This window comes from Psychroflexus montanilacus (genome assembly GCF_020164535.1).
Taxonomy (GTDB): domain Bacteria; phylum Bacteroidota; class Bacteroidia; order Flavobacteriales; family Flavobacteriaceae; genus Psychroflexus; species Psychroflexus montanilacus.
Genome location: NZ_JAIQZC010000003.1, coordinates 1 through 24874 on the forward strand (window position 1 = coordinate 1; position 24874 = coordinate 24874).

Consider the following 24874-nt stretch of genomic DNA (forward strand, 5'->3'; position numbering starts at 1 on the left):
GACCAGTTGACCAGTTGACCAGTTGACCAGTTGACCAGTTGACCAGTTGACCAGTTGACCAGTTGACCAGTTGACCAGTTGACCAGTTGACCAGTTGACCAGTTGACCAGTTGACCAGTTGACCAGTCTTTGTTCTATTCTCTTTTCTCTTTTTACTGAATACTTTTTATAGAACATAGAATTTTAAATTTAGTACTCCACCACCCAATTCTTCCAAGACTACTCAATAACTCACAAACTCAGAACCCATTCTATTCCTCAACCTTCACTTCCATTCTATTATCCCCAGAATTGGTATCAATCAATTTATTATAGGGATCAATACCTGCTTCAACGGGCAATTCATCAACGACAATCGTAAATTCGTTGGCAATGTCTGAAATCAGATGTTTATTCAAATAGAGTACATTTTCCTTTTGGATACCGTCTATGCTTTCATCAGTTTCTCCAAACACACCCACTTCAATATAATCTTTAAGAGGTAAAGAGGTGAGCTCTTCTTTTTCTGTTTCCAAAACTAAACTTTCTCCTCTGGCATCTTTGTACTCCTTCTCGCCTTTTTCTGTAGAACGGTACTTCAAAACATTAGCCTGAAAAGTCACTTCATACTTACCGTTTTCAAGAACTTTGTAAGTTGCTTTATTTACCTTATTGTCATACAAGGTGATGGTTTCAAACATATCTTTTACTAGGTATTGTAGCGAATCTGGGGTGTTTTCTTTCAGGAGATTCACAAATTCAACCGAAGTGGTATAAGGCGGTTCCTGGAAAGCTACCCTATCTATATAAGAGGATAAAATAGAGTTCATTTTTTCTTCACCTAAGTAATCGCTCATCGCATAAAGCACCAGTGAACCTTTATTGTAATGAATGTATTGCTGGTTTTCATTAAACATTAGCGGCAATTCTTTCTGGCTTTCAAAACGGCGACTTCTCAAATACTTATCCAAAGCATCTTTAAGGAAGCTTCGCATTTGTTTTGCTCCATATTCCTTTTCTAGGACTTTAAGCGAGCTGTACTCAGACATACTTTCAGAAAGCAATGTAGCTCCGCGCACATTAGCTCCAATGACCTGATGCGCCCACCATTGGTGCGCTACCTCGTGAGCAGTCACACTAAAAGGATAATCTACACTTTCATTGTCTTCATCATCTACTTTGGCAATAAAACCAATGGCCTCAGAATATGGAACGGTATTGGCAAACGACTGCGCAAAGGTCCCTGAGGTCAACGGAAATTCTAAAATACGTAGTTGATTGAACTGGTAGGGACTAAAGTTTTCAGAATAATACGCCAGGGATTTCTTGGCTGAATTTACCATTCTCTCAATATTATAATCGTGAGGCTTATGATAAAACACCTGAATATCCACATCCTTCCATTTATCTTCAAAAACTTCATACTCTGCAGAATTGAACGCATAAAAGTTCAATATCTTCTTATCCATCTTATAATGGAAATACTTTCTATCGCCATCTTCCCATTCTTTTTGCAGATAGCCAGGAGCTATAGCAATTTGATTTTTGGACGTCGAGATGGTTGTTTCAAAATCTATCCAGTCGGCATCATCAGAAATGTAGGTATTGCCTAAAGCTGTAGAATCTAAAGGAGATTTCATACGTTCTTTTGGAGCAAGACCATACTTTTCCCGAGTCTTATTATTTTGAATTTCATACTCACTTCTATAGCCAAAACTTGGAAAAATTTGATTGTTGATAAAGGTGCCGTTGGTTCGTACTGGAGACCTGGAATTCAAAAGGGTATTGGGCTTATTTTCCATGTCGAAGGTAAATTTTACTTCCTCCCCTGGGTTTAGACTTTTATCAAATTTGAAAATATCAAAATCATAAAGACTGTCCTTCAAAACGGTTTCTCCTTTTTTATCAAATGCATAAATTTCTTTATAATCTTTATCATCGCTTAATGAAATGACAACAGAATCAATAGGAACAGACGTCTTGTTCTTCAGAATAAAAACACCTTTTGCCTTCAAATCCCTTGTTTCAGGAAATAAATCCAAATAGATCTTCACACTGGTTATTCTTGGCTGTTCAAGCTGCTCTAGATAGGCATATTGCTTTTCAAAATCCACCTGAAGTTGTTCCCGTTCCTTTCCAGAATAGCGCTCGTTTAAGACGTTATCGTTATAATAAATCCAGGAACCAATTCCTAAGAAGATGACCAAACTCATAGCAATAATAGAGGCAAATAGCGGACTTAAGTTGTTTTTAAATCGTTCTATCCGTTGCTTTGCTGAGTAAGAAACCCCTCTGCGGTAAAACAGAATGGCTAACAGATATAAGACAATAGCTAAAGCGAACCAATAGATACGGTATATGTAAAACACTTTTAGGCCAGGACCATAGCCTGCCATATCAGAATAGGTAGAACCACCGCCACTTCCATAACGGAATATACTTTGCTCTATCCCAAACTGAGGGAAAAAAGACAACAGAATAAGAAAAGCCAGAAGTGAAACAAACCCGACAATGTGATTCTTGATCAGTGAATGAAACAAAAAGGCCATCACTGTCCAGGACAACACCCTCAAATAATCGATGGCAAAAAAACGGAATACATACAACTCCAGCTCAAATGTGTAATAATCATTATAAATCTGTACACCAACTGCTAAAATCAATGCAAGTATATAAAACGATGCCTGCATTTTGAAAACAGCAATGAACTTGGCTAAAAGAAACGACCAGTTAGGGAAAGGAGTCACATCTACAAGTTGATTCATATTGGCGCTTTTGGCTCTATTCATCAACATGCCTACTATCAAAAATGTAATGATGATCATAAATCCACTGACAAGGCTAGAGGCATTATCTACCATTTCTCGAGTGACAGGATGAGTGGAAGTTCCATAAATAGGGGTCCTCACAGCTAGCGTAATAAGCGTAATTAAAATAGTAACAGATGCAAATGAGATAAAGACCCAGTTTTTGAAAATATACCTTGCTTCAAATCGGCTGTGTTTAAAAGCGATCTTCAACCAATGTTTGAAATGGTAAGCTTTACTGGCTTCAGGTAATTTTACGCGTATGAGGCTTCCAAAGTTTCTTTTGATAACCCGCTCAGCTTTTCTTTTGAACAGCCTCAACTGAATAGCTTGCTGATTAAATTTAAATTTGAAAAACACAAAAGCAAAAATCAAAATACTTATTGCAGCCCATAAGATTCTGTTATAAACGATATAGCCTTCAAAAGGAAGATAACTCGTATTCCTGTCAAAAACAGTCCAGTATTCAGTTTCAAATGCTAAAGCCTGAGCTCCGAGAGGATCAATAAGTGCTGCCAGAGTTTTGTTGTCGATATCAGCAGTCAAAGTTTGTGCAAAACCCTGTATGATGATCAACACTAAAATACTGATAAATCCGATGAAAATATTTCTCGAAAAGGTGACAACCGCAAATACAACAGCTCCAAAAAATATCATATTAGGGATAACAAATAGTAGCAAGGGTTGTAGGTAATTCCAAATATTAAAGTCAGTAAACAAATCTGGATTGGTTCCTGGAAATACACTTCCAAGGTATATGCCTAAGCAGATGAAAAGAATAATGATCAAAACTATACTCAATGCACTTAGGAATTTTGCAAAGAGATAACTCGCTTTAGAAATGGGATAAGAATATAAGACCTGATGCATCTCGTATTTAAAATCTTTACTTATGGATGCGCCAACAATAGATGGTAATAAGAAATACAAAAAGACATTGATGCCACCCAATATATCATTGATGGCAGAAGCTGTGTTTTGATAGGTAGGAGAAGTAGTAGTTACCGTAAAACTATCAAAAATTCCGCCTGCTGAAGCCATTAGAATTAAAGCAAACAGAAACATAATACCAGAATAAATGTAAGTTATAGGTGTTTTTAGCCAAGATTTGACCTCAAACTTGTAGATTTTTGAAAACATGCGACTTAAGATTGAGAGTTAATGGCTTCAGTTTCGTCTGCTTTGAGGTGAACAAAATACACATCACTCAAATCTGGTTGAACTTTTATAAATTCTTCACCAGGCTGAACATCTCCGTAAACCCGAATATTTAAAGAATTGTCTTGATTGTAGTTGGTAGAAATAAGCTTGAAATTGGTCTCGTATTTTTCTAAATCGTCCCGATCTATAGTATGCCCCCAAATTTTATCTTCCAGATCCAAAACCGCATCTATAGGTTTTTTATGGCAAAGCAATTTACCTCCATTTAAGATAGCCATATCTGTACACAATTCTTTGACGTCGTCTACAATGTGAGTGGATAGAATCACAATATGATTGGTGCCTATTTCCCTTAAGACGTTCAGGAAACGGTGGCGTTCTGCAGGGTCTAGGCCGGCTGTAGGTTCATCTACAATTATTAGCTTTGGATCATTCAATAAGAGTTGAGCAATACCAAACCGCTGTTTCATTCCGCCAGAATATCCAGCCACATGTTTGGTTCTTACATCATAAAGATTGGTGATTTCCAAGGCGTAATCCACAATTTTCTTTCGTTCTGCTTTGTTGGAAAGCCCTTTTAATTCAGCGAAATAATGAAGAAGTTTTTCTGCTGAAAGTTTTGGATATACTCCAAAGGATTGAGGTAAGTAACCTAAAACCTTTCTCAATTCCATTTTTTGATTGAGGATATCTATGTCATCTAGATGAATTTCTCCACTATCTGGCTGTTGTAAGGTGGAGATGGTCCGCATTAATGTAGATTTTCCAGCACCATTTGGGCCGAGTAATCCAAACATTCCAGAGTTGATTTCTATAGAAACATCGTCCAGGGCTTTTACACCGTTTTTATAAGTTTTGGAAACATTCTGAAGTCGAAGTGTATTCATTCGTAATAGATTTTGGTTATAAAACAATCATCTATTAGTCATAATTTTGAATAAATGTTACAAACCAGGATAAAATTGAAATTTCACTTCAGACGAAGTCTTAGAACCTATATATCAGAATCGTCGGCTTCACCTTCGTATTGTGTTGCCTCGGTTCTGGCATCGTAGCCTATTTCACGTAAGTATTTTGAAAAGATGTCGGTGTACCCGTGAGTACAAATCACCTTTTCACAGCCAGTCGCTTTGATGCTGTTGAGCAAACCATCCCAGTCGCAGTGATCGCTCATCACAAAACCTTTGTCAATAGCTCTACGACGTCGCGCCCCACGGAAGGTCATCCACCCACTGGCCGAGGCTGTAACGTAAGGCACCATTTTCCTGATCCAGGTTCCGCCGTGCGCACTTGGCGGTGCCAGAACCAAATTTCCGTTTAATTCTTTTTTGGTAGTGTCTCGGGTAACTCGGATGGTTTCTGGGAAATCGACCATTTCTCTAAGGACGTCGGTCATATTTTCGATAGCGCCGTGGGTATAGATTTTCCCTATCTCTGGGTTGAGGTGCTTCAGAAGTCGCTGGGCTTTACCAAGCGAATATCCAAATAATACTGAGGTTCGTCCTTCCGCTTGATTTTCTGCCCACCACTGGTTGATGTCGCCCATCACTTCGGCCTGAGGCTTCCATTTAAAGGCCGGTAAGCCAAAGGTACATTCAGTAATAAAAGTATCGCATTTTACAGGTTCAAAAGGAGTGGAAACGCCATCTACTTCCTCTTTGTAATCGCCTGTAAAGACCCAAACTTCACCTTTGTGTTCCACGCGAATCTGCGAACTCCCTATCACATGGCCCGCAGGATGCAAACTGAATTTGACATTATTAATAGTGAAGGTTTCTCCGTAAGCTTTGCCTTCCACATCTATTTCCCCCAATCTATGTTTCATGATGGGAATGTTGTTGTGATGCGTGATGTATTTTTTGTTTCCCCAGCGGGAATGGTCGGCATGACCATGCGATATAATGGCTTTGTCGACTTTACGCCAGGGGTCTAAGTAGACATTGGCTTCAGCGCAATAAATTCCGTTTTGATTGAACGCTAATAAGGGTTCTTTCATAAAATTTTAAATCACATTTTTTCGATCACCTCTATACTGCCGCCAAGTTTTGTTTTTTGACTGAGTGTAGATGGATTTCCGTGGATTTCAATTGAACCGCCAGCAGTTACATTAGCATTACAGGTATCAGTCGCATGCACTGTGGCTTCTCCCCCGTAACTGATGCTTACACTTGTTGTTTCAGAAATTAAGTCATCTCCATCGTAGGAGCCACCAGTTTTTACTTCAATATTCGTTGTTGTTGCTGAACCGATGAGACTTACACTTGCGCCGGTCACCGATTTTGCAGATAAATTATTCAGTTTCAATTCGCCACCAATGTAACTGCCCTCAGAAGCAATCAGGCTGATGTTGTCTTGTTCTACCACTGAAATGAATTCAACTTCAGAACCGTTGCGAACTTTTAGTTCTTCAACTTCTTTAGTATAAACAGTCACCAGAATTTCAGCTTCAGAAAAAATTTGACCTACAGGTAAACTGAGCTGAAGCTCTCCTTTTTTCACTTCAATATTTACTTTATCCCGTTCAGTTCCTTTGATTTCGACTTTGTTTTCTTCTGAATTTGTTTCAATTTCAACAAAAAGACCCGTAGACACTCTTATGGAGGTAAAGTCTTTTCCTGGTGAAACTGATTTTATCTGAGCCAATACTGAAGTAGAGGCCATAAGGAAAAGGAAGGCTATGAAGTTGGTTTTTAATGTCATGAGTTTTAAATTAGGTTAGATTCTCAAATGTAATAGATTCTCTCTTGTGGCTGCATTAAATTTTACCTAAAAGTTCGATAGAGGTATTTTTAAGGTTTCAGTATATTTGAGCCAGATTTAAACTGCATGAAACTTCCCGAGGGCAAAAAAATATATTTTTCTAGTGATAATCATTTGGGAGCTCCGACGCATTCTGAAAGTTTGAAGCGTGAAAAAATCTTTATTTCATGGTTGGATGAGATCAAAAAAGATGCGCATGCTATTTTTTTGCTTGGTGACTTGTTTGATTTTTGGTTTGAATACCGAGAAGTGGTGCCCAAAGGTTTTGTAAGAACACTTGGGAAATTGGCAGAGCTTAAAGATTCCGGGATTGACATTTATTATTTTGTAGGCAACCATGATTTGTGGATGAAGGATTACTTTAGGGATGAGCTTAATATTCCTGTTTTTCATCAACCTCAGGTATTTGAGTTCAATTCTAAAGTCTTTTTTCTTGGTCATGGAGATGGACTTGGTCCCGGAGATAAAGGCTATAAACGGATGAAGAAAGTTTTTATACATCCGGTTTCCAAATGGTTGTTTAAATGGTTACATCCAGATCTTGGGGTAAGATTAGCCAGACATCTTTCAGTTAAAAACAAACTGATATCGGGCGATGAAGATGCTAAATTCCTAGGCGAAGAAAATGAGTGGCTTGCCTTATATGCAAAACGAAAATTGCAAACCAAGCACTATGATTATTTCATTTTTGGCCACAGGCATTTACCTATGGAAATACAGGTAGGAGAAAACTCTACCTATTTCAATCTTGGCGATTGGATTGTGCATTATACATACGGAGTGTATGACGGGCAAGAGTTTACTTTGGAAAAATTTGAACAATAAAAAACCCTGTATACGAAGTAAACAGAGTTTAAAATTATAAGTTTATCGATAATCTACTTGATAGATTTCGATTCGTTTTTAGTCTCGCTAGTTTCGTCTTCTTTGGAGGCATCTTTAAATTCTTTGATACCACTACCCAAACCTCTCATCAATTCTGGTATTTTCTTTCCACCAAACAAAAGAAGAATTGCAATACCAATGATAACCCATTGCCATGGTCCTACCATTCCCATTATTACATTAAGTGCATTCATAACTTTAAATTTGATACAAAATTAGTGATAAAAATCTAAATCAAAGGTTTATGAATCTAAAACCTACATAAATTAACTTTATTCTATCTTTGTAAGAGTTTTAGTTTTATGGAATCACCGAAAAAAGATAAGCGAAAAATTAAGCAGAAACTGCTTCACAAGTACCGTTTGGTGATCTTAAATGAAGATACCTTCGAGGAAAGACTTTCGTTCCAATTATCTAAGCTTTATGTCATTATTTTAACAGCGATATCTGGATTGCTATTGGTTTCTGGTACAGCGCTTTTGATCGCTTTTACACCCATAAGAGAGTTTATTCCTGGGTATTCTTCTACTGCTTTAAAAAATAAAGCCACAAGATTGACCATGACTGTAGATTCTTTGACAACCGTTGTTAATAAAAATTCTGCTTACTTCCAGTCTATCCGAAATGTGCTTACAGGACAGGTGGATTCTTTAGGCATGGATAAAGTTTACACGCTTGAAGAATCCAAAAAAGTAGATCCTGAATCTGTAAACCTTTCAGCTTCTCAACAAGATTCCATTTTGAGAGAAAAAGTTGAGCAAGAAGATAAATACAGCTTATTGGAAAGAGCAACTTTCAATACCAATTTCACCCTATTTCCACCAGTTTCTGGTCGAATTTCTGAAGCCTATAATGCAGAAGAAAAACATTTTGCTGTTGATATTGTCACAGAGAAAAATGAACCTGTAAAAGCAACACTGGACGGGACAGTTATTTTTGCTGAATGGACAGTAGAAACAGGTAATGTGATAATCATAGAACATAACTTTGGGTTGATCTCTGTATACAAACACAATGATTCCTTGTTGAAATCTCAGGGGGATCTCGTGACAGCAGGCGAGGCCATTGCAGTTGTTGGAAACACGGGGGAATTTTCCTATGGTCCTCATCTGCATTTTGAACTTTGGGTAGATGGTTATCCTGTCAATCCATCAGATTACATCAATTTTGAAGAATAATAATTTATGTCATTAAAATCCTTTGGAGCAAAATTATTTGCCAAATACATTTCATCACAAATCAAAAGCTGGTCTTCACGTCCTGAAGACATACAGCTGAAGGTTTTTAAAATGCTTATTTCTGAAGGTCGGAAAACAAAATTTGGTAAAGACCACAACTTTGATAAAATTGAGAGGTTTAAGGACCTTTTTGAGAATGTTCCTATTCAGGATTATGAAGAGCTAAAGCCCTATGTAGATAGAGTCGTTGATGGTGAAGAAGATGTGCTCTGGCCAGGAAAACCTTTGTATTTTGCAAAAACATCTGGCACTACTAGTGGAGCAAAATACATTCCATTGACCAAGGAGTCTATACCTTATCACACCAACGCCGCCAGAAATGCTATTCTATGCTATATCTCAGAAACTGGAAATTCCAGCTTTGTAGATGGCAAAATGATCTTCCTGCAGGGCAGTCCGGAATTGAAAAAGAAAAACGGAATACATTTTGGCAGACTTTCTGGTATCGTGGCTCATTTTGTGCCAAATTATCTTCAGAAAAACCGTCTCCCCAGCTGGGAAACCAATTCCATAGACGATTGGAATGAAAAAATTGATGCCATAGTTGAAGAGACTTACGATCAAGATATGACCATTATAAGTGGAATCCCTTCCTGGGTACAGACTTATTTTGAGAAATTGTACCAAAAAACGGGTAAAACTATTGGAGAATTGTTTCCAAACTTACAACTCTTCATCTATGGAGGAGTTAATTACGAACCTTACCGTTCCAAGTTTGAAAATTTGATAGGAAAATCAGTTGATAGTATTGAACTTTACCCAGCTTCAGAAGGGTTTTTCGCATTTCAAGATACTAGAAATGAAGAGGGAATGCTCTTACAACTCGATTCTGGAATGTTCTATGAATTTATAAGGGCGGATGAGTTTTTTGATAAAAACCCCGAAATTCTTACCATTGGAGATGTTGAGGTGGGTATAAATTATGTTATGGTTATTTCTACCAATGCTGGTTTGTGGCGATATAATGTTGGTGATACAGTGATGTTTACCAATACAAAACCTTATCGATTGAAAGTCTCGGGAAGGATCAAACACTTTACTTCAGCCTTTGGCGAGCATGTTATTGCTCAGGAAGTAGAAAAATCCATCATCACAGCTTCAGAAGAATTTGAGGTGCAGATCAATGAGTTTACTGTGGCACCTCAAATCAACCCGATAGAAGGTTTGCCTTATCACGAATGGTTTGTCGAGTTTGAAAAAGAACCCGAAGACCTGGATGCTTTTAGAAAAAGAGTTGATGAGTTGCTACAAAAACAAAACGCCTATTACAACGACTTGATTAAAGGAAATATGTTAAGAACCTTAGTTATTACAAAAGTTCCGAAAAATGGATTTCAGGAGTATATGAAATCGGTTGGTAAACTCGGCGGTCAAAATAAAGTGCCGAGATTATCTAATGACAGAAAAATTGCAGACGAATTAGAAAAACAGATCTAGAATATAAGACAATAGAAATATATGACTGAACCATTAAATGTAGGACGAAATAGAGCCCAGGAAAGTACAAATGCCATTGAGCGTATGTACATCACTATGAGACATCTATTCATAAGAGGATTTTATAAACCAATGGGAGTTTCGGGAGAAACTTTGCGTGAAGCCTTGCTGACGCTAAGACCTGAGATTTACGGCACCATCGCAGAATCTAAAGTAGAGTTGAGTGGACTTCAATATATTATAGAACGGCTGCCAGAAGGGATTGAAGAATGTAGTTTCATCAATCTCACTAGCGATGAAGGCTACTCCAATTCACACTTTAAGCCTATTATTCCCCCAAAGCGTAGAAGAAATTGCTACAGGATAGATGATGAGCAAATGAATATTGAAATTACACGTGGACGCTCAGAGATTTACGATATTTTAACCCACCTCACGTTTATGTTCATTGAGTCCCATAAAATCATGCAAAATGTTGTGATTAACGAGGAGGGGCATACGTCTAGAGATTGGGAAAAATTGACGGCTGCCGTTTTAAAAGAGGGAGATTTGACCCAGAAAGAAAAGGAAATTGCGATCACGCATACGGCCAATATTCTGGGAAGGACTTTTGCTGAAATCAATCAGGTTTACGATAGGTTTGCAACCCTAGATAACCCCAACAAATTCCTTCACTTGATTCATAGTCTGGGTAAACTCGCCATTCGTGAAGCTGTTCACGGCGAAAAACGTGTCATTACCTTTAGTCCAATTGTTCGGGAACGACTTGGTCATCATATTCATGGTGAAGTTTGGGCCAACAATATCAAGAAGACACTTCATGAAAATGGCTTGTTGAACAGGAAATTACACATCATTAGTGCAAATATGCATTCTGTGATGAATACGCTCTATTCGCCTATAGCGCTCAAAGAAGTTCTGAAAGAAAAATCAAATTTTCAGGTTTATGAGCAGCTGAGTAACTTTCAAAATGGAGAGCTTAGAAAGACCGTTACCGAAAAGGCCTTAGAAGAGGGTATGATTGAACTGAATGATAGAAGCGGAACAAACATAGACGTACAGATTTTTGACCTCGCCAAACTGAGTCACTACAAAGGTGATGATCATTTGAATGGAAAAGAAGATGCGCCTGTTATAATTGTAATGGATTATGCCTTCGGGGAACAAGCTTACGAAACGATGGATGAGCTTTTGAAACCTTTTAAAGACGGAGAAGAGCAAGCCTATATGAACGTAGACTCCATCTCTATCATGGGAAAAGCAGGCATCTTGCAAGGAGGCAAAGGAGATCTAATGATTCCAGATGCGCATTTGTTTGAGGGTACTGCAGATAATTATCCGTTCCCTAATGAATTAAAAAAATCTCATTTTGAAAATCAGGGCTTGAGAGTGTATGATGGATCCATGGTAACGGTTTTGGGAACTTCTCTACAAAATAGAGATCTGCTGAAGTTTTTCCATGATTCAACCTGGAATGTTATTGGTCTTGAAATGGAAGGGGCACATTACCAGAAAGCCATACAGGCAGCCGCTAAACTAAGAGGGAATATTTCTGAAAAGGTCAAATTGAGATATGCCTATTACGCCAGTGATAATCCTTTAGAAACAGGAAGCACATTGGCTTCAGGTGGACTTGGAACCGCTGGAGTAAAACCAACCTATTTGATTACTGAAAAAATTTTAGAACAGATTTTTAGCGATGCTGTTCAACATATTAAATCTTAAATTATGAAGACTGTACTAGTCACAGGAGGAGCTGGGTTCATTGGTTCTAACTTCTTGAACCTTTTTGTTCCTGAAAAAAAATACCACTTTGTCAATCTTGATAAATTGACTTATGCTGGGGATTTAAATAATCTTGAAATATCAGATCATGAGAATTACACTTTTGTAGAAGGTGATATTTGTGATGTCGAACTTATAAAAGACTTATTCAAGACTTATAAATTCGAAAAAGTCATTCACTTTGCAGCAGAATCTCATGTCGATAATTCTATAACCAATCCTGATGCCTTCATAAAAACAAATATAACTGGTACTTTCAACTTGCTTCACCAGGCTTATTTGCTATGGATGGAATCGCCTTTCAAATTCAGAAAAGGATATGAAGATTCAAGATTTCTACATGTGTCTACCGATGAGGTGTATGGCACCCTGGAAGATGATGAAAGTTTGTTTACGGAAGATACACCTTACGCTCCAAACAGTCCGTACAGTGCTTCAAAAGCCTCTTCAGATATGATTGCCAGAAGTTATTTTCATACCTACGGTTTTCCTGTAGTGACGACCAATTGCTCCAATAATTATGGACCTCACCAGCATGATGAAAAATTGATTCCGACCATTATTCGTAAGGCGATACAACAACACCCCATTCCTATTTATGGCGATGGTAAAAACGTGAGAGACTGGTTGTATGTCGATGACCACTGTAAAGGCATCTATTTAGCGATTCACGAGGGGAAGCTGGGAGAAACTTACAATATAGGAGGAAAAAACGAGCGACAGAATATTTATATAGCTACTAAGATTTGTGAAATTTTAGATGAGTTAAGACCAGAACAAGCACCTCACAATAAGCTAATTGAGTATGTCACTGATAGACCTGGTCATGATTTTCGCTATGCGATTGATGCCTCTAAAATTGAAGGTAAATTAGGGTGGAAAGCAGATGAAACATTTGAAACAGGCATTAAGAAGACAGTAGAATGGTATCTTGCAAAATATAACCAATAGCATAATTATATATGAAAGGAATTATTCTGGCAGGAGGATCTGGAACTCGACTACATCCCTTAACGCTTGCTGTAAGTAAACAACTGATGCCTATCTATGACAAGCCGATGATTTATTATCCCTTGTCTACATTGATGTCAGCTGGAATTAAAGAAATTTTAATTATATCTACTCCCAATGATTTACCCCTTTTTGAAAAACTTCTTGGAGATGGATCCACTTTAGGTTGCAAATTTGAATATGCTGTTCAGGCTGAACCTAACGGACTTGCGGAAGCTTTTGTAATTGGCGAGGACTTTATTGGAAAAGACAAAGTAGCCTTGATTCTGGGTGATAATATTTTCTACGGAACAGGCCTGGATCAGTTACTTCAAAATAATACCAATCCAGATGGAGGTATTATTTACGCCTATCACGTTCACGATCCGGAACGTTATGGTGTCGTTGATTTTGATGACAACGGACAGGTGATTTCTATTGAAGAAAAACCAAAGCATCCCAAATCTAATTACGCTGTGCCTGGAATTTATTTCTATGACAATGATGTAGTAAACATTGCCAAGTCTATAAAGCCCAGCGACAGAGGTGAACTTGAAATCACCGATGTGAACAACGCCTACCTCAAAAAGGGGAAACTAAATGTGAGTATACTTGATAAAGGCACTGCCTGGCTGGATACGGGTACTTTCAATTCTTTAATGCAAGCCTCACAGTTTGTGGAAGTTATCGAAGAACGCCAGGGGCTTAAAATCGGCTCTATAGAAGAAACGGCCTATAAAATGGGCTTTATTTCCAGAGATCAACTCAAAAAAATTACAAAACCCTTTTTAAAAAGTGGTTATTCTAAAAATATAAACCCAAATTAAATGACAGTTAAGCAAACCCCGCTTAAAGATTGTTTTGTTGTAGAACCTAACGTATTTAAAGACGAACGTGGGAGCTTTTTTGAAAGCTTCAATTCTAAAACATTTAAAGAGAATACAGGTCTTGATATTGATTTCGTGCAGGATAATCAGTCCATTTCACAATATGGAACGATAAGAGGTCTTCATTTTCAAACTGGAGAATTTGCACAAGCCAAATTGATTCGTGTAGCCCAGGGCGAAGTTTTAGATGTGGTGGTGGACATGCGACCAGAGTCTGAAACCTACCTCAAGCAATTTGGTTATGTATTGACAGGAGAAAACAACCACCAATTGTTTGTTCCAAGAGGTTTTGCTCATGGATTTGCCTGTCTTTCCTATGAGGCGATTTTTGTTTATAAGTGTGACAATTACTACCATAAAGCTTCTGAAAGTGGAATTTTATTCAATGATGAAACACTCAACATCGATTGGCAAATTCCGAAGAAAGAGCAAATCGTTTCAGAAAAAGATCAAAATTTACCAAGGCTTGAAGCTTATTTGAACTCATGAAAGTTTTAGTCACAGGAGCCAGCGGTCAATTGGGGAAATGCCTTCAGAAGCATTCTCAAAAATTTTCAGAACTCGAGTTTCTATTTGAAACCTCCCAAACTTTAGACATTACTTCTGAAGAAACTTTGGCTAGGTTTTTCAACCAACATCAACCTGATTTTTGCGTGAATTGTGCTGCCTACACCAATGTGGAAAAAGCCGAAAGTGAGAAAGCACTTGCCTTTCAAGTGAATTCTGAAGCGGTGAAATCCCTTGCAGAGCAGTGTAAAACTCATGGTACCAAATTAATTCATATCTCAACCGATTATGTGTTCGATGGTTTAAAGTTTAGTCCCTATCTCGAAACAGATTCAGAAAATCCAATCAATATTTACGGAGCTTCCAAGCTTCAGGGAGAAACCATGATTTCTGAACAGATGGATCGATTTTTTATCTTGAGAACAAGCTGGCTGTATTCTGAATTTGGTCACAACTTTTTCAATACCATTTTGAAGAAAGCAGGAGAAGGAGCAGATCTTAATATTACGACTGAACAAATCGGCACACCCACCAATGCAAACGACTTAGCCATTTTTATTCTGAATTTGATAAACGTTAAGTCTGACGCTTTCGGTTTATATCATTATAGTAACCAAGGTGAAGCCTCGTGGTATGACTTCGCTAGACTGATTTTGGAAGAAAAACAACTTAAAGATCAAGTTAACCTGAAGGCTACATTTTCTTACCCTACCAAAGCTAAACGCCCAAAATTTAGTGTCTTAGATAAATCGAAAGTCGAACATACTTTCAAAACTAAAGTTCCACATTGGCGAGAAAGCCTTATCGGATTGCTGAAGGAAGTGGAGTAGTTGGTCAGTTTTTGAGTGGTGAGAGATGAGTGAAAAATATTCGAGATTCGGTGTTTTGTATCCGATATTCAGTAGTCCTATTCACAGCAGAGCCTCAAAGTTAGTAGAGAGTTTTAGTTTTTGAGTGGTGAGAGTTGAGCGAAAAAATATTCTACATTAGTTATTCAGCATTCATTATTCTTTGTTAGCCATCGCTTCCTTTTGCTCAAGTGGTTGTAGCAACTGCAAAGCTTTATCCACCGATTTCACATTGTCAAAGGTCAAAAGCAAGCGCAATCCATTTCTGGTTTCTTTTTCCTTCATCTGGCACTGCCTTGGATGGGATTGTACATACTGCAGGATTTCTCTAAATCGACTTGAATTGTAAAAACTAGATTCTTGATTGGATAGAAAATAACCAATCATTTTACCTTTTTTCAAAACCAGTTTTTCCAAACCTACACTGGCGGCGATCCATTTCAAGCGAACGCTGTTGACCAGATCCTGGGCTTCTTTTGGCAAGTCACCAAACCTGTCTTTCAACTCTTTTTCGAACTTCTCAAGTCCTTCTTCATCACTTATAGAATTCAATTTGGTGTATAAACTCAAGCGCTCTTTGATGCTGTTGATGTAATCGTCTGGAAATAGAATTTCAAAATCAGTGTCTATTTGAGCGTCTTTCACATACACCTTTTCTTCTTCGTTGACTTCATCTTCGTACACCGATTTGAATTCGTTTTCTTTCAATTCCTGTATCGCTTCATTCAGAATTTTTTGATACGTATCAAAGCCTATATCACTGATGAACCCGCTTTGTTCGCCACCTAGCAGATCTCCAGCCCCGCGAATTTCAAGATCCTTCATGGCGATGTTGATACCGCTTCCCAAGTCTGAAAATTGCTCCAAAGCGGTTAAACGTTTTCTTGCATCATCGGTCATCATGGTGAGTGGCGGAGTGATCAAGTAACAAAAGGCTTTTTTATTACTTCGGCCCACACGTCCACGCATCTGGTGAAGGTCGGACATGCCGAAATTGTTGGCATCGTTGATTAAAATCGTGTTAGCATTGGTGACATCCAATCCGCTTTCAATAATGGTAGTAGAAACCAGAACGTCAAACTCATTGTTCATGAATTTCAACATCAATTGTTCTAGTTTCTTACCTTCCATCTGCCCGTGACCAATGCCTATTTTGGCATCAGGGACCAAGCGCTGAATCAATCCAGCGACTTCCTGAATGTTTTCAATTCTGTTGTTGATGAAAAAGACCTGTCCGCCTCTTTGAATCTCGTAAGACACCGCATCCCGAATCTGCTCCTCAGAAAACCGAATGACATGCGTTTCTATAGGATAGCGGTTGGGTGGTGGTGTTTTGATCGTGGATAAATCTCTGGCAGCCATCAAACTAAACTGGAGCGTTCTTGGAATCGGTGTTGCCGTAAGCGTGAGGGTGTCTACATTCGCTTTGATGGTTTTCAGTTTATCCTTAACCGACACTCCAAATTTTTGCTCTTCATCAATGATTAATAGGCCAAGATCTTTAAACTTTACGGCCTTATTCACCAGTTGATGCGTGCCGATGACGATATCAACATTTCCATTTTCCAACCCTTCCAAAACCCCTCTTCGCTCTTTGGCCGTACGGAATCTGTTGAGGTAATCCACAGTTACTGGAAATTCTTCCAGACGCTCAGAAAACGTCTTGTGGTGCTGAAAGGCGAGTATGGTTGTAGGCACCAAAACAGCAACTTGCTTGCCATTATCTACAGCTTTAAAAGCGGCACGAATGGCTACCTCTGTTTTGCCAAAACCCACATCCCCACACACTAATCTGTCCATGGGTTGTTCTTTTTCCATGTCGCTTTTCACATCCTGCGTCGCGGTGCTTTGGTCTGGTGTGTCTTCATAAATGAAGGAAGCTTCCAGCTCGTGTTGCAGATACGAATCTGGCCCGTATTGAAAGCCTTTTTCCAGCCTTCGTTTGGCATAGAGTTTAATTAAATCGAAGGCAACTTTCTTTACTCTGGCTTTGGTCTTTTTCTTAAGACTTTTCCAGGCTTTGCTGCCTAATTTATAAACCTGAGGTGGCTTTCCATCCTTTCCATTGAATTTGGAAATCTTATGCAACGAATGAATGCTGAGGTAAAGGATATCTCGATCGCCGTAAATCAATTTGACAGCTTCCTGCATTTTACCTTCCACATCAATTTTCTGGAGGCCGCCAAATTTACCAATCCCATGGTCGATGTGGGTGACGTAGTCTCCAACCTCTAAACTGGTTAACTCTTTAAGCGTGATGGCCTGCTTTTTAGCATAGCCGTTTTTCAAATGAAATTTATGATAACGATCAAAGATTTGATGATCGGTATAACAGACTAACTTATTGACTTCATCGATAAAGCCTTGATGCATAGAAAGCACTAAAGTTTTGTAGTGCACTTCCTGATTTTGGTCTTCAAAAATATCTTTAAAGCGCTTGGCCTGTTGATCACTGGTGCATAAAATACAGTTTTCGTAGCCTTTTTCGTGCTTGGAGTTCAAATCTTCGATTAGTAGATCAAATTTCTTATTGAAGGAAGGCTGCGGACTGGTAGGGTAAACTATAGTTTGTTTTGGATTTAAAAACGCCTGAGTGCCAAATTCGACCACGCTAAAATCTAGCAGTTGTTTTTTCAAAAGTGAGCCTTTACAGAAAAGCTCCTCGGGCTTACTGTGTTTAAGATCTGTAGAGAGCTCAGCAAAAGCTTTTTCAGCCTTAGAAAAAAGATCATCGATCGTATTGGCAAGCACATCCATATTTTTCAAAAATACGGTGGTAGAGGTGCTGATGTAATCCAAAAACGTCTCTCTTACCTCGTCAAGCTGTTTCTTTTCGACATTTGGCATAATGTCGATGCGCTTTTTTTGCTTGGTAGACAACTGGGTTTCTACATCAAATGCCCGAATGCTGTCTACTTCATCACCAAAAAATTCAATGCGGTAGGGTTCGTCATTACTGAACGAAAACACATCAATGATTCCACCTCTTACGGAGAATTCGCCAGGCTCGGTTACAAAATCGACCCGTTTGAATTTGTATTCAAAAAGTACTTCGTTGACGAAATCGATAGACAACTCATCGTTCAATTTGATCTTTAAAATAGTGCGGTCCAGTTCCTTTTTGGTCACAACTTTTTCAAAAAGGGCCTCAGGATACGTGACGATAATAGATGGTTTTTTCCTGGAGTTGATGCGGTTAAGCACTTCGGACCTCAACAATACATTGGCATTGTCGGTTTCTTCAATCTGGTAAGGTCTTCTGTAACTTCCTGGATAGAACAAAACATTCTTCTCATCTACCAGCTGTTCTAGGTCGTTGAGGTGGTAAGCGGCTTCTTCTTTATCATTAAAGATCAAAAGGAAAGGTCTTTCCGAAGAAAGGAAAGCCTCTGCCTGGACAAAAGACACGGCAGAACCTACGAGGCCTTTCAGAAAAATAGATTGGTGATGTTGAGAAGCTAGCGCTTCTTTGAGCTCGGCGAGAGCTGGGTTTTTTGAGAGGTTCTCTGTAAGTTCAGCTTTTGTCATCGCGCGCAAAGATACTAGAAAAACTCAAATTTGTAAGGGGAATCTTAAGTTGCCAAGGCTTTTTAATCTTCCTTTTTGTTTTGTTTTTTCTCGTAGAAATTTCTTCGGAAATTTCTATTCTTGCGATCGTATCTTTTCTTTCTATTGCGCTTGTTATTGAATAAAACCAAAAGGAAAAGCACAGCAATGATCACAATCACGATGATGAATTGCATATCTGGAGAAAATTGATCAAGCATGAATTTATTTTATGTTGTAAACATAATCAGTTTTCAATAAAATTGAAAATTAAACCCGGATCACAAAATCCTGTTTTACCTGCTCTTTTCTGAAAAACACCAATCCCCACTGAAAGGTGTCTATCGTCACCTGTACTTCTTGATGAGCTTTTATCGCTTCCCAGGCCATGTTCATAGATGGCGACCAATGAATGTCATCAAAAACAAACAAGGTGTCGTTGTGTTTATGCTTCAAAAGACTGTCAAAATATGTAAGCGTCGCTTCTCCGTCATGATGTCCGTCGATATAAATTAGGTCGAATTTTTCTTCTGAATTTAATCCTGCTAGACTTTCAGCAAAAGATGAATTTATGCTAGTGATATGAGGAAGGTTTAATTTTTGGAACTGGCTTTGAGCATAAGCTGAAGTCGCCGAACAAGCTTCAATGGTTTTCAAATGCGCCTGCCCCGATCCAGCGATACTAACACTGCCTAAACCAATAGAAGTGCCAAGTTCTAAAGCGACTTTAACTGACAGATAATCCACAAGCCGCGTCATTAATCTGGCACGTTTTCTGGAAATGGAAACGTGCTTGGCAATTTTTGAAACAGGTCTCAAATTAGTTTTAAAGACTTTAGATCCAGCGCCAACATCTTCGACTTTTAGGACTTCGTCTGATTTTAAACACACTTTTTTAGCCATATCCCAAAGATCATAAGCTTCAAAATTTTCCTTATTGTAGAAGCATTTGGTGATCAGTTTATAAACAAAGGGCGAATGGATTCCATGTTGATTTTTGGAATGCCATAAGAACTTCAGAAAGGCTTTAGATTTGAACCACATTAAATACTGGACTTCAATTAAACTGACAAAAATCATACTTTTTGATTCAATCAAGCGGTAAAATTGCATAAAATATAAGGATATGTTTCTACAAACACTTTTCGTCAATTGGTCCAATGGAGCCTTTATCATGACCGCTATTTTTGGACTCGTCATTGCAAGTCTTATCGGTTTTGTAATTTATTATATTTCTAAATCAGCCAAGAAAGAAAGGGAAGGCAAAGAGGAGAAAGAAAACGCCTAAGCATTCACCTATAAAGTATTAAGTAAAATTTGTCAAAATGACTTCTATGAAACATGGTATAAAGAGATCTAATTAATTTTAATAATGAGTGCTATAGCAATTGCTTAAAAAGAGGGATAGCCCCTTAATCTTCATTGTAAAAAGGTGTCACAAAATTTTAGGGGCATAGCTCTGACATTTTTGTTTTTTTTGACAGATTTGAGATTTCAGGGCGCTGCCCCTTCATTTCAATTCGATTTTTTGAGTTACTAAGATTCGAGGGCGCTGCCCTCAAAGTCATCTTGCTTTAAAAAAAGAAAACTCCTAAGCTTCCAACTTCATAGACAGCTCAAACCACTGCTCAGTTTTATCCTCCAACTCGGTTTGAATCTTTTGAAGTTCGATGGTTTTTTCTTTGATCTCTTCAGGACTTAAGTCTTTGAGGAATTCTGCTTCGAGTTTCTCCTTCTTCTTTTCCAAAGTACTGATGTCTTTTTCCAGTTTCTTATAAGTCTTTTGCTCGTTGAAGCTAAGTTTATTTTTTGGATCTGTAGTTTGTTTGGTCTTACTGCTGTTGTTAGGTTCTGATGAGCTCTGGCTACTTTCCTCATATTTTGCTTCCAGCTCCAGGGCTTTTAAGTCCCTGTAATCTGAATAGTTGCCAGGGAAATCTGTGATTTTTCCTTCACCAAACACAAATAAATGGTCCACAATTTTATCCATGAAATACCTGTCGTGACTTACCACAATAAGACAGCCAGGAAAGTCTAAAAGGAAGTTTTCAAGAACATTTAAGGTGACGATATCGAGGTCGTTGGTAGGTTCATCGAGGATTAAGAAGTTAGGGTTTTGAATCAAAACCGTACATAAATACAAGCGTTTTTTCTCTCCACCACTTAATTTCTCAACAAAATCGTATTGTTTTTTTCGGTCAAACAAGAATTTTTCCAGTAATTGCGATGCAGAAATTTGTCGTCCTTTAGATAAGGGAATATAATCGCCATAATCTTTAATAACTTCAATTACCTTTTGGCCTTCTTTGGCCTGAATTCCACCTTGAGTGTAATAGCCAATTTTTAAGGTTTCTCCATGGATTACTTTGCCTTGATCTGGTTCTAATCCGCCCGTCAAAACGTTCAAGAATGTAGATTTCCCTGTTCCGTTTTTTCCAATGATCCCGATGCGTTCGTTCTTCTTGAAGATATAATCGAAATTTTGAAAGAGGTAATTATCTTCAAACCCTTTGGAGACATGATGCGTTTCCAAAACTTTAGAACCCAAACGCTCCATGTTAATTTCCAGCTCAACTTTATGGTCGTTGCGGCGCTTGCTTGCCCGGTCTTTGATATCCCCAAAACTTTCAATTCTGGATTTGGATTTGGTTGTTCTCGCTTTAGGCTGGCGTCTCATCCAGTCCAGCTCTTTTTTATAAAGTTGTTTGGCTTTCGCCGTTGTGGTTTGTTCTACCTCAATACGTTCTGCTCGCTTTTCAACGTAATAGCTATAGTTTCCTTTGTAATTGTACAAAGTTTTGTCCTCCAGCTCAATGATGTGGTTACACACCCTATCCAGGAAATACCTGTCGTGAGTTACCATAAATAAGGTGAGATTTTCGCTTTTTAAGAACTCTTCCAGCCACTCAATCATCTCAAGGTCCAGGTGGTTGGTAGGTTCATCAAGAATTAATAAGTCTGGTTTGCCCAGGAGCAGATCGGCCAAAGCCAAACGTTTTTTTTGACCGCCTGAGAGGTCATTTACTTTTTTAGATAAATCGTCGAGTTTTAGCTTGGAAAGGATTTGACGGTAAGTGGTTTCAAAGTCCCAGGCTTGCTTGGCCTCCATCTGGTCAAAAGCTTTTTGGTAAGCTTCCGCATCGTCTGGATTTTGAAGTGCTTTTTCGTAAGCATTGATGATGCCAAGAATTTCATTATCTGAGGAAAGAATGGTTTCTTCAATCGTCAAGGTGGGTTCTAAATCTGGCTCTTGAGGCAAGAAACCAACTTTCACGCCTTTCCTATAAACTACTTGTCCATTGTCGGGCGCTTCTTTGCCAGAAACGATATCGAGCAGTGTCGTTTTGCCAGTACCATTTTTGGCGATAAGGGCTATTTTTTGTCCCTGGCTGATGCCAAAAGACAGGTTTTCGAAAAGCACCAAGGTGCCAAATGATTTTGAAACTTCTTCAACCGATAGATAATTCAAGGCGTATATTTTTTGCAAAAGTACTCAAGTCCGCTTGAAATAGCTAATTCTAAACCTTATAGGATTTCAAATAGGCTATAAATATTTCTAAAACCAGTTCAAGCTTCATAACAAAAGCATATTTTTGCCGCTTTGTAACTTTTTAAAAGCAAATTCAAATGAAAGTAGCTGTTGTCGGCGCTACCGGAATGGTAGGCCAAGTGATGCTCCAGATTCTTGAGGAGCGTAATTTTCCTTTAACTGAATTAATACCAGTGGCTTCGGAGAAGTCTGTTGGGAAATCTATCACGTACAAGGATAAATCTTACAAGGTGGTAAGCTTAGCTGACGCAGTGAAACGAAAACCTGAAATGGCTCTGTTTTCTGCTGGTGGCGATACTTCTTTAGAATGGGCGCCAAAGTTTGCTGAAGTGGGTACCACGGTGATTGATAATTCTTCTGCCTGGAGAATGGATCCTAACATAAAATTGGTGGTTCCTGAAATCAATGCTTCTGATATTACTAGTGAAGACCTAATTATTGCCAATCCAAATTGTTCAACAATTCAGTTAGTCATGGCTCTGCAGCCCTTGCATAAGGCCTACCAAATAGACAGGGTGGTCATTTCTACTTACCAGTCGATCACGGGAACTGGAGTAAAAGCAGTGGAACAGTTGGAAAATGAATATGCTGGTAAAACTGGCGAAATGGCATATCCTTACCCAATTCATAAAAACGCAATTCCACATTGTGATGTGTTCCTGGAAAACGATTACACCAAGGAAGAAATGAAGTTGACCAATGAAACCAAGAAAATACTTTCAGATGATTCTGTAAAAGTAGCAGCGACAGCTGTAAGAATTCCTGTAGTTGGCGGCCACTCTGAATCGGTGAATATTGAATTCAAAAAAGCATTTGAAATTACTGATGTGAAGAAACTTTTAAGTGAAACCGAAGGGATTACGCTTCAGGACAATCCAGAAGTCAACACTTACCCTATGCCCATCTACGCCGAAGGAAAAAACGACGTCTTCATTGGAAGAATTCGTAGAGATTTTACAAGAGATAATGCGCTGAATATGTGGATCGTTTCAGATAACTTGAGAAAAGGAGCGGCCACGAATGCCGTTCAAATCGCAGAATATTTATTAAATACTCGTTTTAAGGCTTAAAACACTTTTTGGAATTTAAAATTAACGCCTTTCAGAAATTCTGGAAGGCGTTTTTCTTTTTAAAACTTTTTTCAACACAATGTATTTTTAGATAAAATGCAAAATCATAAGACTTAGTTTTAATGGCTTTAAAATCAGATAATTGACCTTTTTAATAAAATATTTGAGATTGTATACCTTAAAATGAGCATCCTTTCTCCTGAAATGTTAAATTTTTTATAGGATTATAATAAAAATATAAATAAAAAAATTTATACCCCCTAAAAACAAGAGGTGTAAAATATTAATACTATAAATAATTGAATTATACCCCTGTTTTTAACAGGGTTTCTCTAAAATTTTCAGTGTTTGTCGTAAATTTATCTCATTCATTAAATAATAATCACTTTAAATTTTTTGTTATGAGAAAAATTACACTAATCTTAATTTTAATTTTTGGATTACATTTTACAAATGCACAAGAGTCGGAAGAAGACAAATTTGATGTAGGACTAAGTCTTAACTTAGATGCGTTTTTTGGTTTTAATCCCATGATGACTTTCAGTTATTCATTATCAGAAACTGATGCCTTTACAGCTTATGGTATACAATGGGGTGCTGGTACTGGAAGTGGATGGGGACAATGGACAGAATTTGGCATAGGGTATAATAAAACTGTTGGAAATTTTGATATCAATCCACAGCTAGGCTTTACCATGGGTAGCTTACTATCAAGTGGTGCAGCTCAGGAAGGTATTGTTGGTGACGGTATTGTTCCTAACCTGACCATAGGCTATGATAGCGAAAATTTTGAAGGTGAATTTTACTTCGGATATTATGGTGCTTTAAGTGACAATACCGAAGCTGGAGACTCAACCAACAATTATGTGCATTATTGGGCAAATCTTGGTTATAAGGCTGGCTCATTTCTGTCCTTTGGAGGTCACTTTGAAGAACTTTATCTATCAGGAGGCGAAACAGATGGAGGAGGAAGTTTAGACAGGCTGGATGGTTATCAGTGGATAGGCCCTTATATTCAGTTTACTAAAGGAAATGCTGGGTTAAGGTTTTCTTTTGGAGCAAACTTAGTAGATGATGGTTTCGCACCCAATGATTTCTATAAACTAGCCTTTTTTATGAATCTTTAATACTTCTTATATTCATAAGTATAACTTAAGGTAATATAAAAGTCTGCTTTCTTTCGAGAGCAGACTTTTATATTTATAACAAAAGAGCTGAGTTTAACGCAGATATATAGTTGTGCGTTGGAATTGGAATTAGTCCCAACCTAAAATTTGGTGTTATACAAGCTGGTTTATTATTAAAGCGTGCTACAGGTTTTCTGTTTCTTAAGATTGTTTTTTATCAAAGCTTATTTTTTAGTCTAGGCATCAACTAATTCATAAAATGATTTTTAGGATTTATCCCAAAGACAACCCTATAAT

Annotated in this window: 20 protein-coding genes; 11 read left to right on the forward strand and 9 right to left on the reverse strand. The window is 38.1% G+C overall.

The features are described 5' to 3' along the window. Positions 1-251: 251 nt before the first annotated feature. The 4 genes from LB454_RS08935 to LB454_RS08950 all read right to left on the reverse strand — a co-directional run bounded on the left by LB454_RS08935 (position 252) and on the right by LB454_RS08950 (position 6647). On the reverse strand, positions 252-3926 hold the full coding sequence (locus tag LB454_RS08935; RefSeq protein WP_224464323.1) for a M1 family aminopeptidase: 3675 nt from the start codon (positions 3924-3926) through the stop codon (positions 252-254). Between the two features lie 5 nt (positions 3927-3931). Continuing rightward, positions 3932-4834, reverse strand: a complete 903-nt coding sequence (locus tag LB454_RS08940) for an ABC transporter ATP-binding protein (RefSeq protein WP_224464324.1) — start codon at positions 4832-4834, stop codon at positions 3932-3934. Between the two features lie 107 nt (positions 4835-4941). Continuing rightward, complete coding sequence (locus LB454_RS08945) at positions 4942-5943, reverse strand: ligase-associated DNA damage response exonuclease (protein WP_224464325.1); 1002 nt, start codon at positions 5941-5943, stop codon at positions 4942-4944. A gap of 11 nt (positions 5944-5954) precedes the next feature. Continuing rightward, complete coding sequence (locus LB454_RS08950; protein WP_224464326.1) at positions 5955-6647, reverse strand: head GIN domain-containing protein; 693 nt, start codon at positions 6645-6647, stop codon at positions 5955-5957. 126 nt (positions 6648-6773) lie between these two features. On the opposite strand from LB454_RS08950, the gene LB454_RS08955 reads away from it, so the two are divergent. Beyond that, positions 6774-7532: a UDP-2,3-diacylglucosamine diphosphatase gene (locus LB454_RS08955; RefSeq protein WP_224464327.1), complete on the forward strand. Its 759-nt coding sequence runs from the start codon at positions 6774-6776 to the stop codon at positions 7530-7532. Positions 7533-7585: 53 nt separating this feature from the next. Here the strand turns inward: LB454_RS08955 and LB454_RS08960 are convergent, their stop codons facing one another. After that, positions 7586-7786: a Sec-independent protein translocase subunit TatA/TatB gene (locus LB454_RS08960; protein WP_164005118.1), complete on the reverse strand. Its 201-nt coding sequence runs from the start codon at positions 7784-7786 to the stop codon at positions 7586-7588. A 108-nt stretch (positions 7787-7894) separates the two neighbouring features. Between LB454_RS08960 and LB454_RS08965 the strand changes: the two genes are divergently transcribed. The 7 genes from LB454_RS08965 to rfbD are packed head-to-tail and all read left to right on the forward strand — an operon-like array spanning position 7895 to position 15266. Further along, positions 7895-8770 (forward strand): M23 family metallopeptidase, encoded by an 876-nt coding sequence (locus LB454_RS08965; protein ID WP_224464328.1) that lies wholly within the window; start codon positions 7895-7897, stop codon positions 8768-8770. A gap of 6 nt (positions 8771-8776) precedes the next feature. Then, on the forward strand, positions 8777-10267 hold the full coding sequence (locus LB454_RS08970) for a GH3 auxin-responsive promoter family protein (protein WP_224464329.1): 1491 nt from the start codon (positions 8777-8779) through the stop codon (positions 10265-10267). Positions 10268-10288: 21 nt separating this feature from the next. Then, entirely contained in the window at positions 10289-11992 is a 1704-nt protein-coding gene (locus LB454_RS08975) for a DUF6909 family protein (protein ID WP_224464330.1), read from the forward strand. Positions 11993-11995: 3 nt separating this feature from the next. Then, on the forward strand, positions 11996-13003 hold the full coding sequence (gene rfbB / locus LB454_RS08980) for a dTDP-glucose 4,6-dehydratase (protein WP_224464331.1): 1008 nt from the start codon (positions 11996-11998) through the stop codon (positions 13001-13003). Positions 13004-13014: 11 nt separating this feature from the next. After that, on the forward strand, positions 13015-13869 hold the full coding sequence (rfbA, locus tag LB454_RS08985; protein WP_224464332.1) for a glucose-1-phosphate thymidylyltransferase RfbA: 855 nt from the start codon (positions 13015-13017) through the stop codon (positions 13867-13869). Continuing rightward, complete coding sequence (gene rfbC / locus LB454_RS08990) at positions 13870-14418, forward strand: dTDP-4-dehydrorhamnose 3,5-epimerase (RefSeq protein ID WP_224464333.1); 549 nt, start codon at positions 13870-13872, stop codon at positions 14416-14418. It abuts the gene before it with no gap. Further along, positions 14415-15266 carry a dTDP-4-dehydrorhamnose reductase gene (gene rfbD / locus LB454_RS08995; protein ID WP_224464334.1) on the forward strand — a complete coding sequence of 284 codons (852 nt, stop codon included), beginning with the start codon at positions 14415-14417 and terminating at the stop codon, positions 15264-15266. The genes rfbC and rfbD overlap by 4 nt, the downstream gene beginning before the upstream one ends. Positions 15267-15440: 174 nt before the next feature. Here the strand turns inward: rfbD and mfd are convergent, their stop codons facing one another. From mfd to LB454_RS09010, 3 genes are all read right to left on the reverse strand, one after another. Beyond that, positions 15441-18812, reverse strand: a complete 3372-nt coding sequence (gene mfd / locus LB454_RS09000) for a transcription-repair coupling factor (protein ID WP_224464335.1) — start codon at positions 18810-18812, stop codon at positions 15441-15443. Between the two features lie 62 nt (positions 18813-18874). After that, the gene (locus tag LB454_RS09005) at positions 18875-19051 is read right to left on the reverse strand and encodes a hypothetical protein (RefSeq protein ID WP_224464336.1); all 177 of its coding nucleotides are present in this window, start codon (positions 19049-19051) and stop codon (positions 18875-18877) included. Between the two features lie 49 nt (positions 19052-19100). Continuing rightward, positions 19101-19910 (reverse strand): O-methyltransferase, encoded by an 810-nt coding sequence (locus LB454_RS09010; RefSeq protein ID WP_224464337.1) that lies wholly within the window; start codon positions 19908-19910, stop codon positions 19101-19103. 46 nt (positions 19911-19956) lie between these two features. Between LB454_RS09010 and LB454_RS09015 the strand changes: the two genes are divergently transcribed. After that, positions 19957-20118, forward strand: coding sequence for a hypothetical protein (locus LB454_RS09015; protein ID WP_224464338.1), 162 nt, complete (start codon positions 19957-19959; stop codon positions 20116-20118). Positions 20119-20421: 303 nt separating this feature from the next. Here LB454_RS09015 and LB454_RS09020 read toward each other — a convergent pair whose 3' ends face one another. Then, positions 20422-22299: an ABC-F family ATP-binding cassette domain-containing protein gene (locus tag LB454_RS09020; protein WP_224464339.1), complete on the reverse strand. Its 1878-nt coding sequence runs from the start codon at positions 22297-22299 to the stop codon at positions 20422-20424. Between the two features lie 158 nt (positions 22300-22457). Between LB454_RS09020 and LB454_RS09025 the strand changes: the two genes are divergently transcribed. Then, positions 22458-23450, forward strand: a complete 993-nt coding sequence (locus tag LB454_RS09025) for an aspartate-semialdehyde dehydrogenase (protein WP_224464340.1) — start codon at positions 22458-22460, stop codon at positions 23448-23450. A 401-nt stretch (positions 23451-23851) separates the two neighbouring features. Then, positions 23852-24577: a DUF6733 family protein gene (locus tag LB454_RS09030; protein ID WP_224464341.1), complete on the forward strand. Its 726-nt coding sequence runs from the start codon at positions 23852-23854 to the stop codon at positions 24575-24577. Positions 24578-24874: the final 297 nt, after the last annotated feature.

Coding starts and splice junctions, on each gene's coding strand:
- LB454_RS08945 (WP_224464325.1), bottom strand. CDS start 5,943: ATGAAAGAACCCTTATTAGCGTTCAATCAAAACGGAATTTATTGCGCT.
- LB454_RS09025 (WP_224464340.1), top strand. CDS start 22,458: ATGAAAGTAGCTGTTGTCGGCGCTACCGGAATGGTAGGCCAAGTGATG.
- LB454_RS08975 (WP_224464330.1), top strand. CDS start 10,289: ATGACTGAACCATTAAATGTAGGACGAAATAGAGCCCAGGAAAGTACA.
- rfbD (WP_224464334.1), top strand. CDS start 14,415: ATGAAAGTTTTAGTCACAGGAGCCAGCGGTCAATTGGGGAAATGCCTT.
- LB454_RS09005 (WP_224464336.1), bottom strand. CDS start 19,051: ATGCTTGATCAATTTTCTCCAGATATGCAATTCATCATCGTGATTGTG.
- LB454_RS08965 (WP_224464328.1), top strand. CDS start 7,895: ATGGAATCACCGAAAAAAGATAAGCGAAAAATTAAGCAGAAACTGCTT.
- LB454_RS09010 (WP_224464337.1), bottom strand. CDS start 19,910: ATGATTTTTGTCAGTTTAATTGAAGTCCAGTATTTAATGTGGTTCAAA.
- rfbB (WP_224464331.1), top strand. CDS start 11,996: ATGAAGACTGTACTAGTCACAGGAGGAGCTGGGTTCATTGGTTCTAAC.
- LB454_RS09030 (WP_224464341.1), top strand. CDS start 23,852: ATGAGAAAAATTACACTAATCTTAATTTTAATTTTTGGATTACATTTT.
- LB454_RS08960 (WP_164005118.1), bottom strand. CDS start 7,786: ATGAATGCACTTAATGTAATAATGGGAATGGTAGGACCATGGCAATGG.
- LB454_RS08955 (WP_224464327.1), top strand. CDS start 6,774: ATGAAACTTCCCGAGGGCAAAAAAATATATTTTTCTAGTGATAATCAT.
- LB454_RS09015 (WP_224464338.1), top strand. CDS start 19,957: ATGTTTCTACAAACACTTTTCGTCAATTGGTCCAATGGAGCCTTTATC.
- rfbA (WP_224464332.1), top strand. CDS start 13,015: ATGAAAGGAATTATTCTGGCAGGAGGATCTGGAACTCGACTACATCCC.
- mfd (WP_224464335.1), bottom strand. CDS start 18,812: ATGACAAAAGCTGAACTTACAGAGAACCTCTCAAAAAACCCAGCTCTC.
- LB454_RS08935 (WP_224464323.1), bottom strand. CDS start 3,926: ATGTTTTCAAAAATCTACAAGTTTGAGGTCAAATCTTGGCTAAAAACA.
- LB454_RS08950 (WP_224464326.1), bottom strand. CDS start 6,647: ATGACATTAAAAACCAACTTCATAGCCTTCCTTTTCCTTATGGCCTCT.
- LB454_RS08970 (WP_224464329.1), top strand. CDS start 8,777: ATGTCATTAAAATCCTTTGGAGCAAAATTATTTGCCAAATACATTTCA.
- LB454_RS08940 (WP_224464324.1), bottom strand. CDS start 4,834: ATGAATACACTTCGACTTCAGAATGTTTCCAAAACTTATAAAAACGGT.
- rfbC (WP_224464333.1), top strand. CDS start 13,870: ATGACAGTTAAGCAAACCCCGCTTAAAGATTGTTTTGTTGTAGAACCT.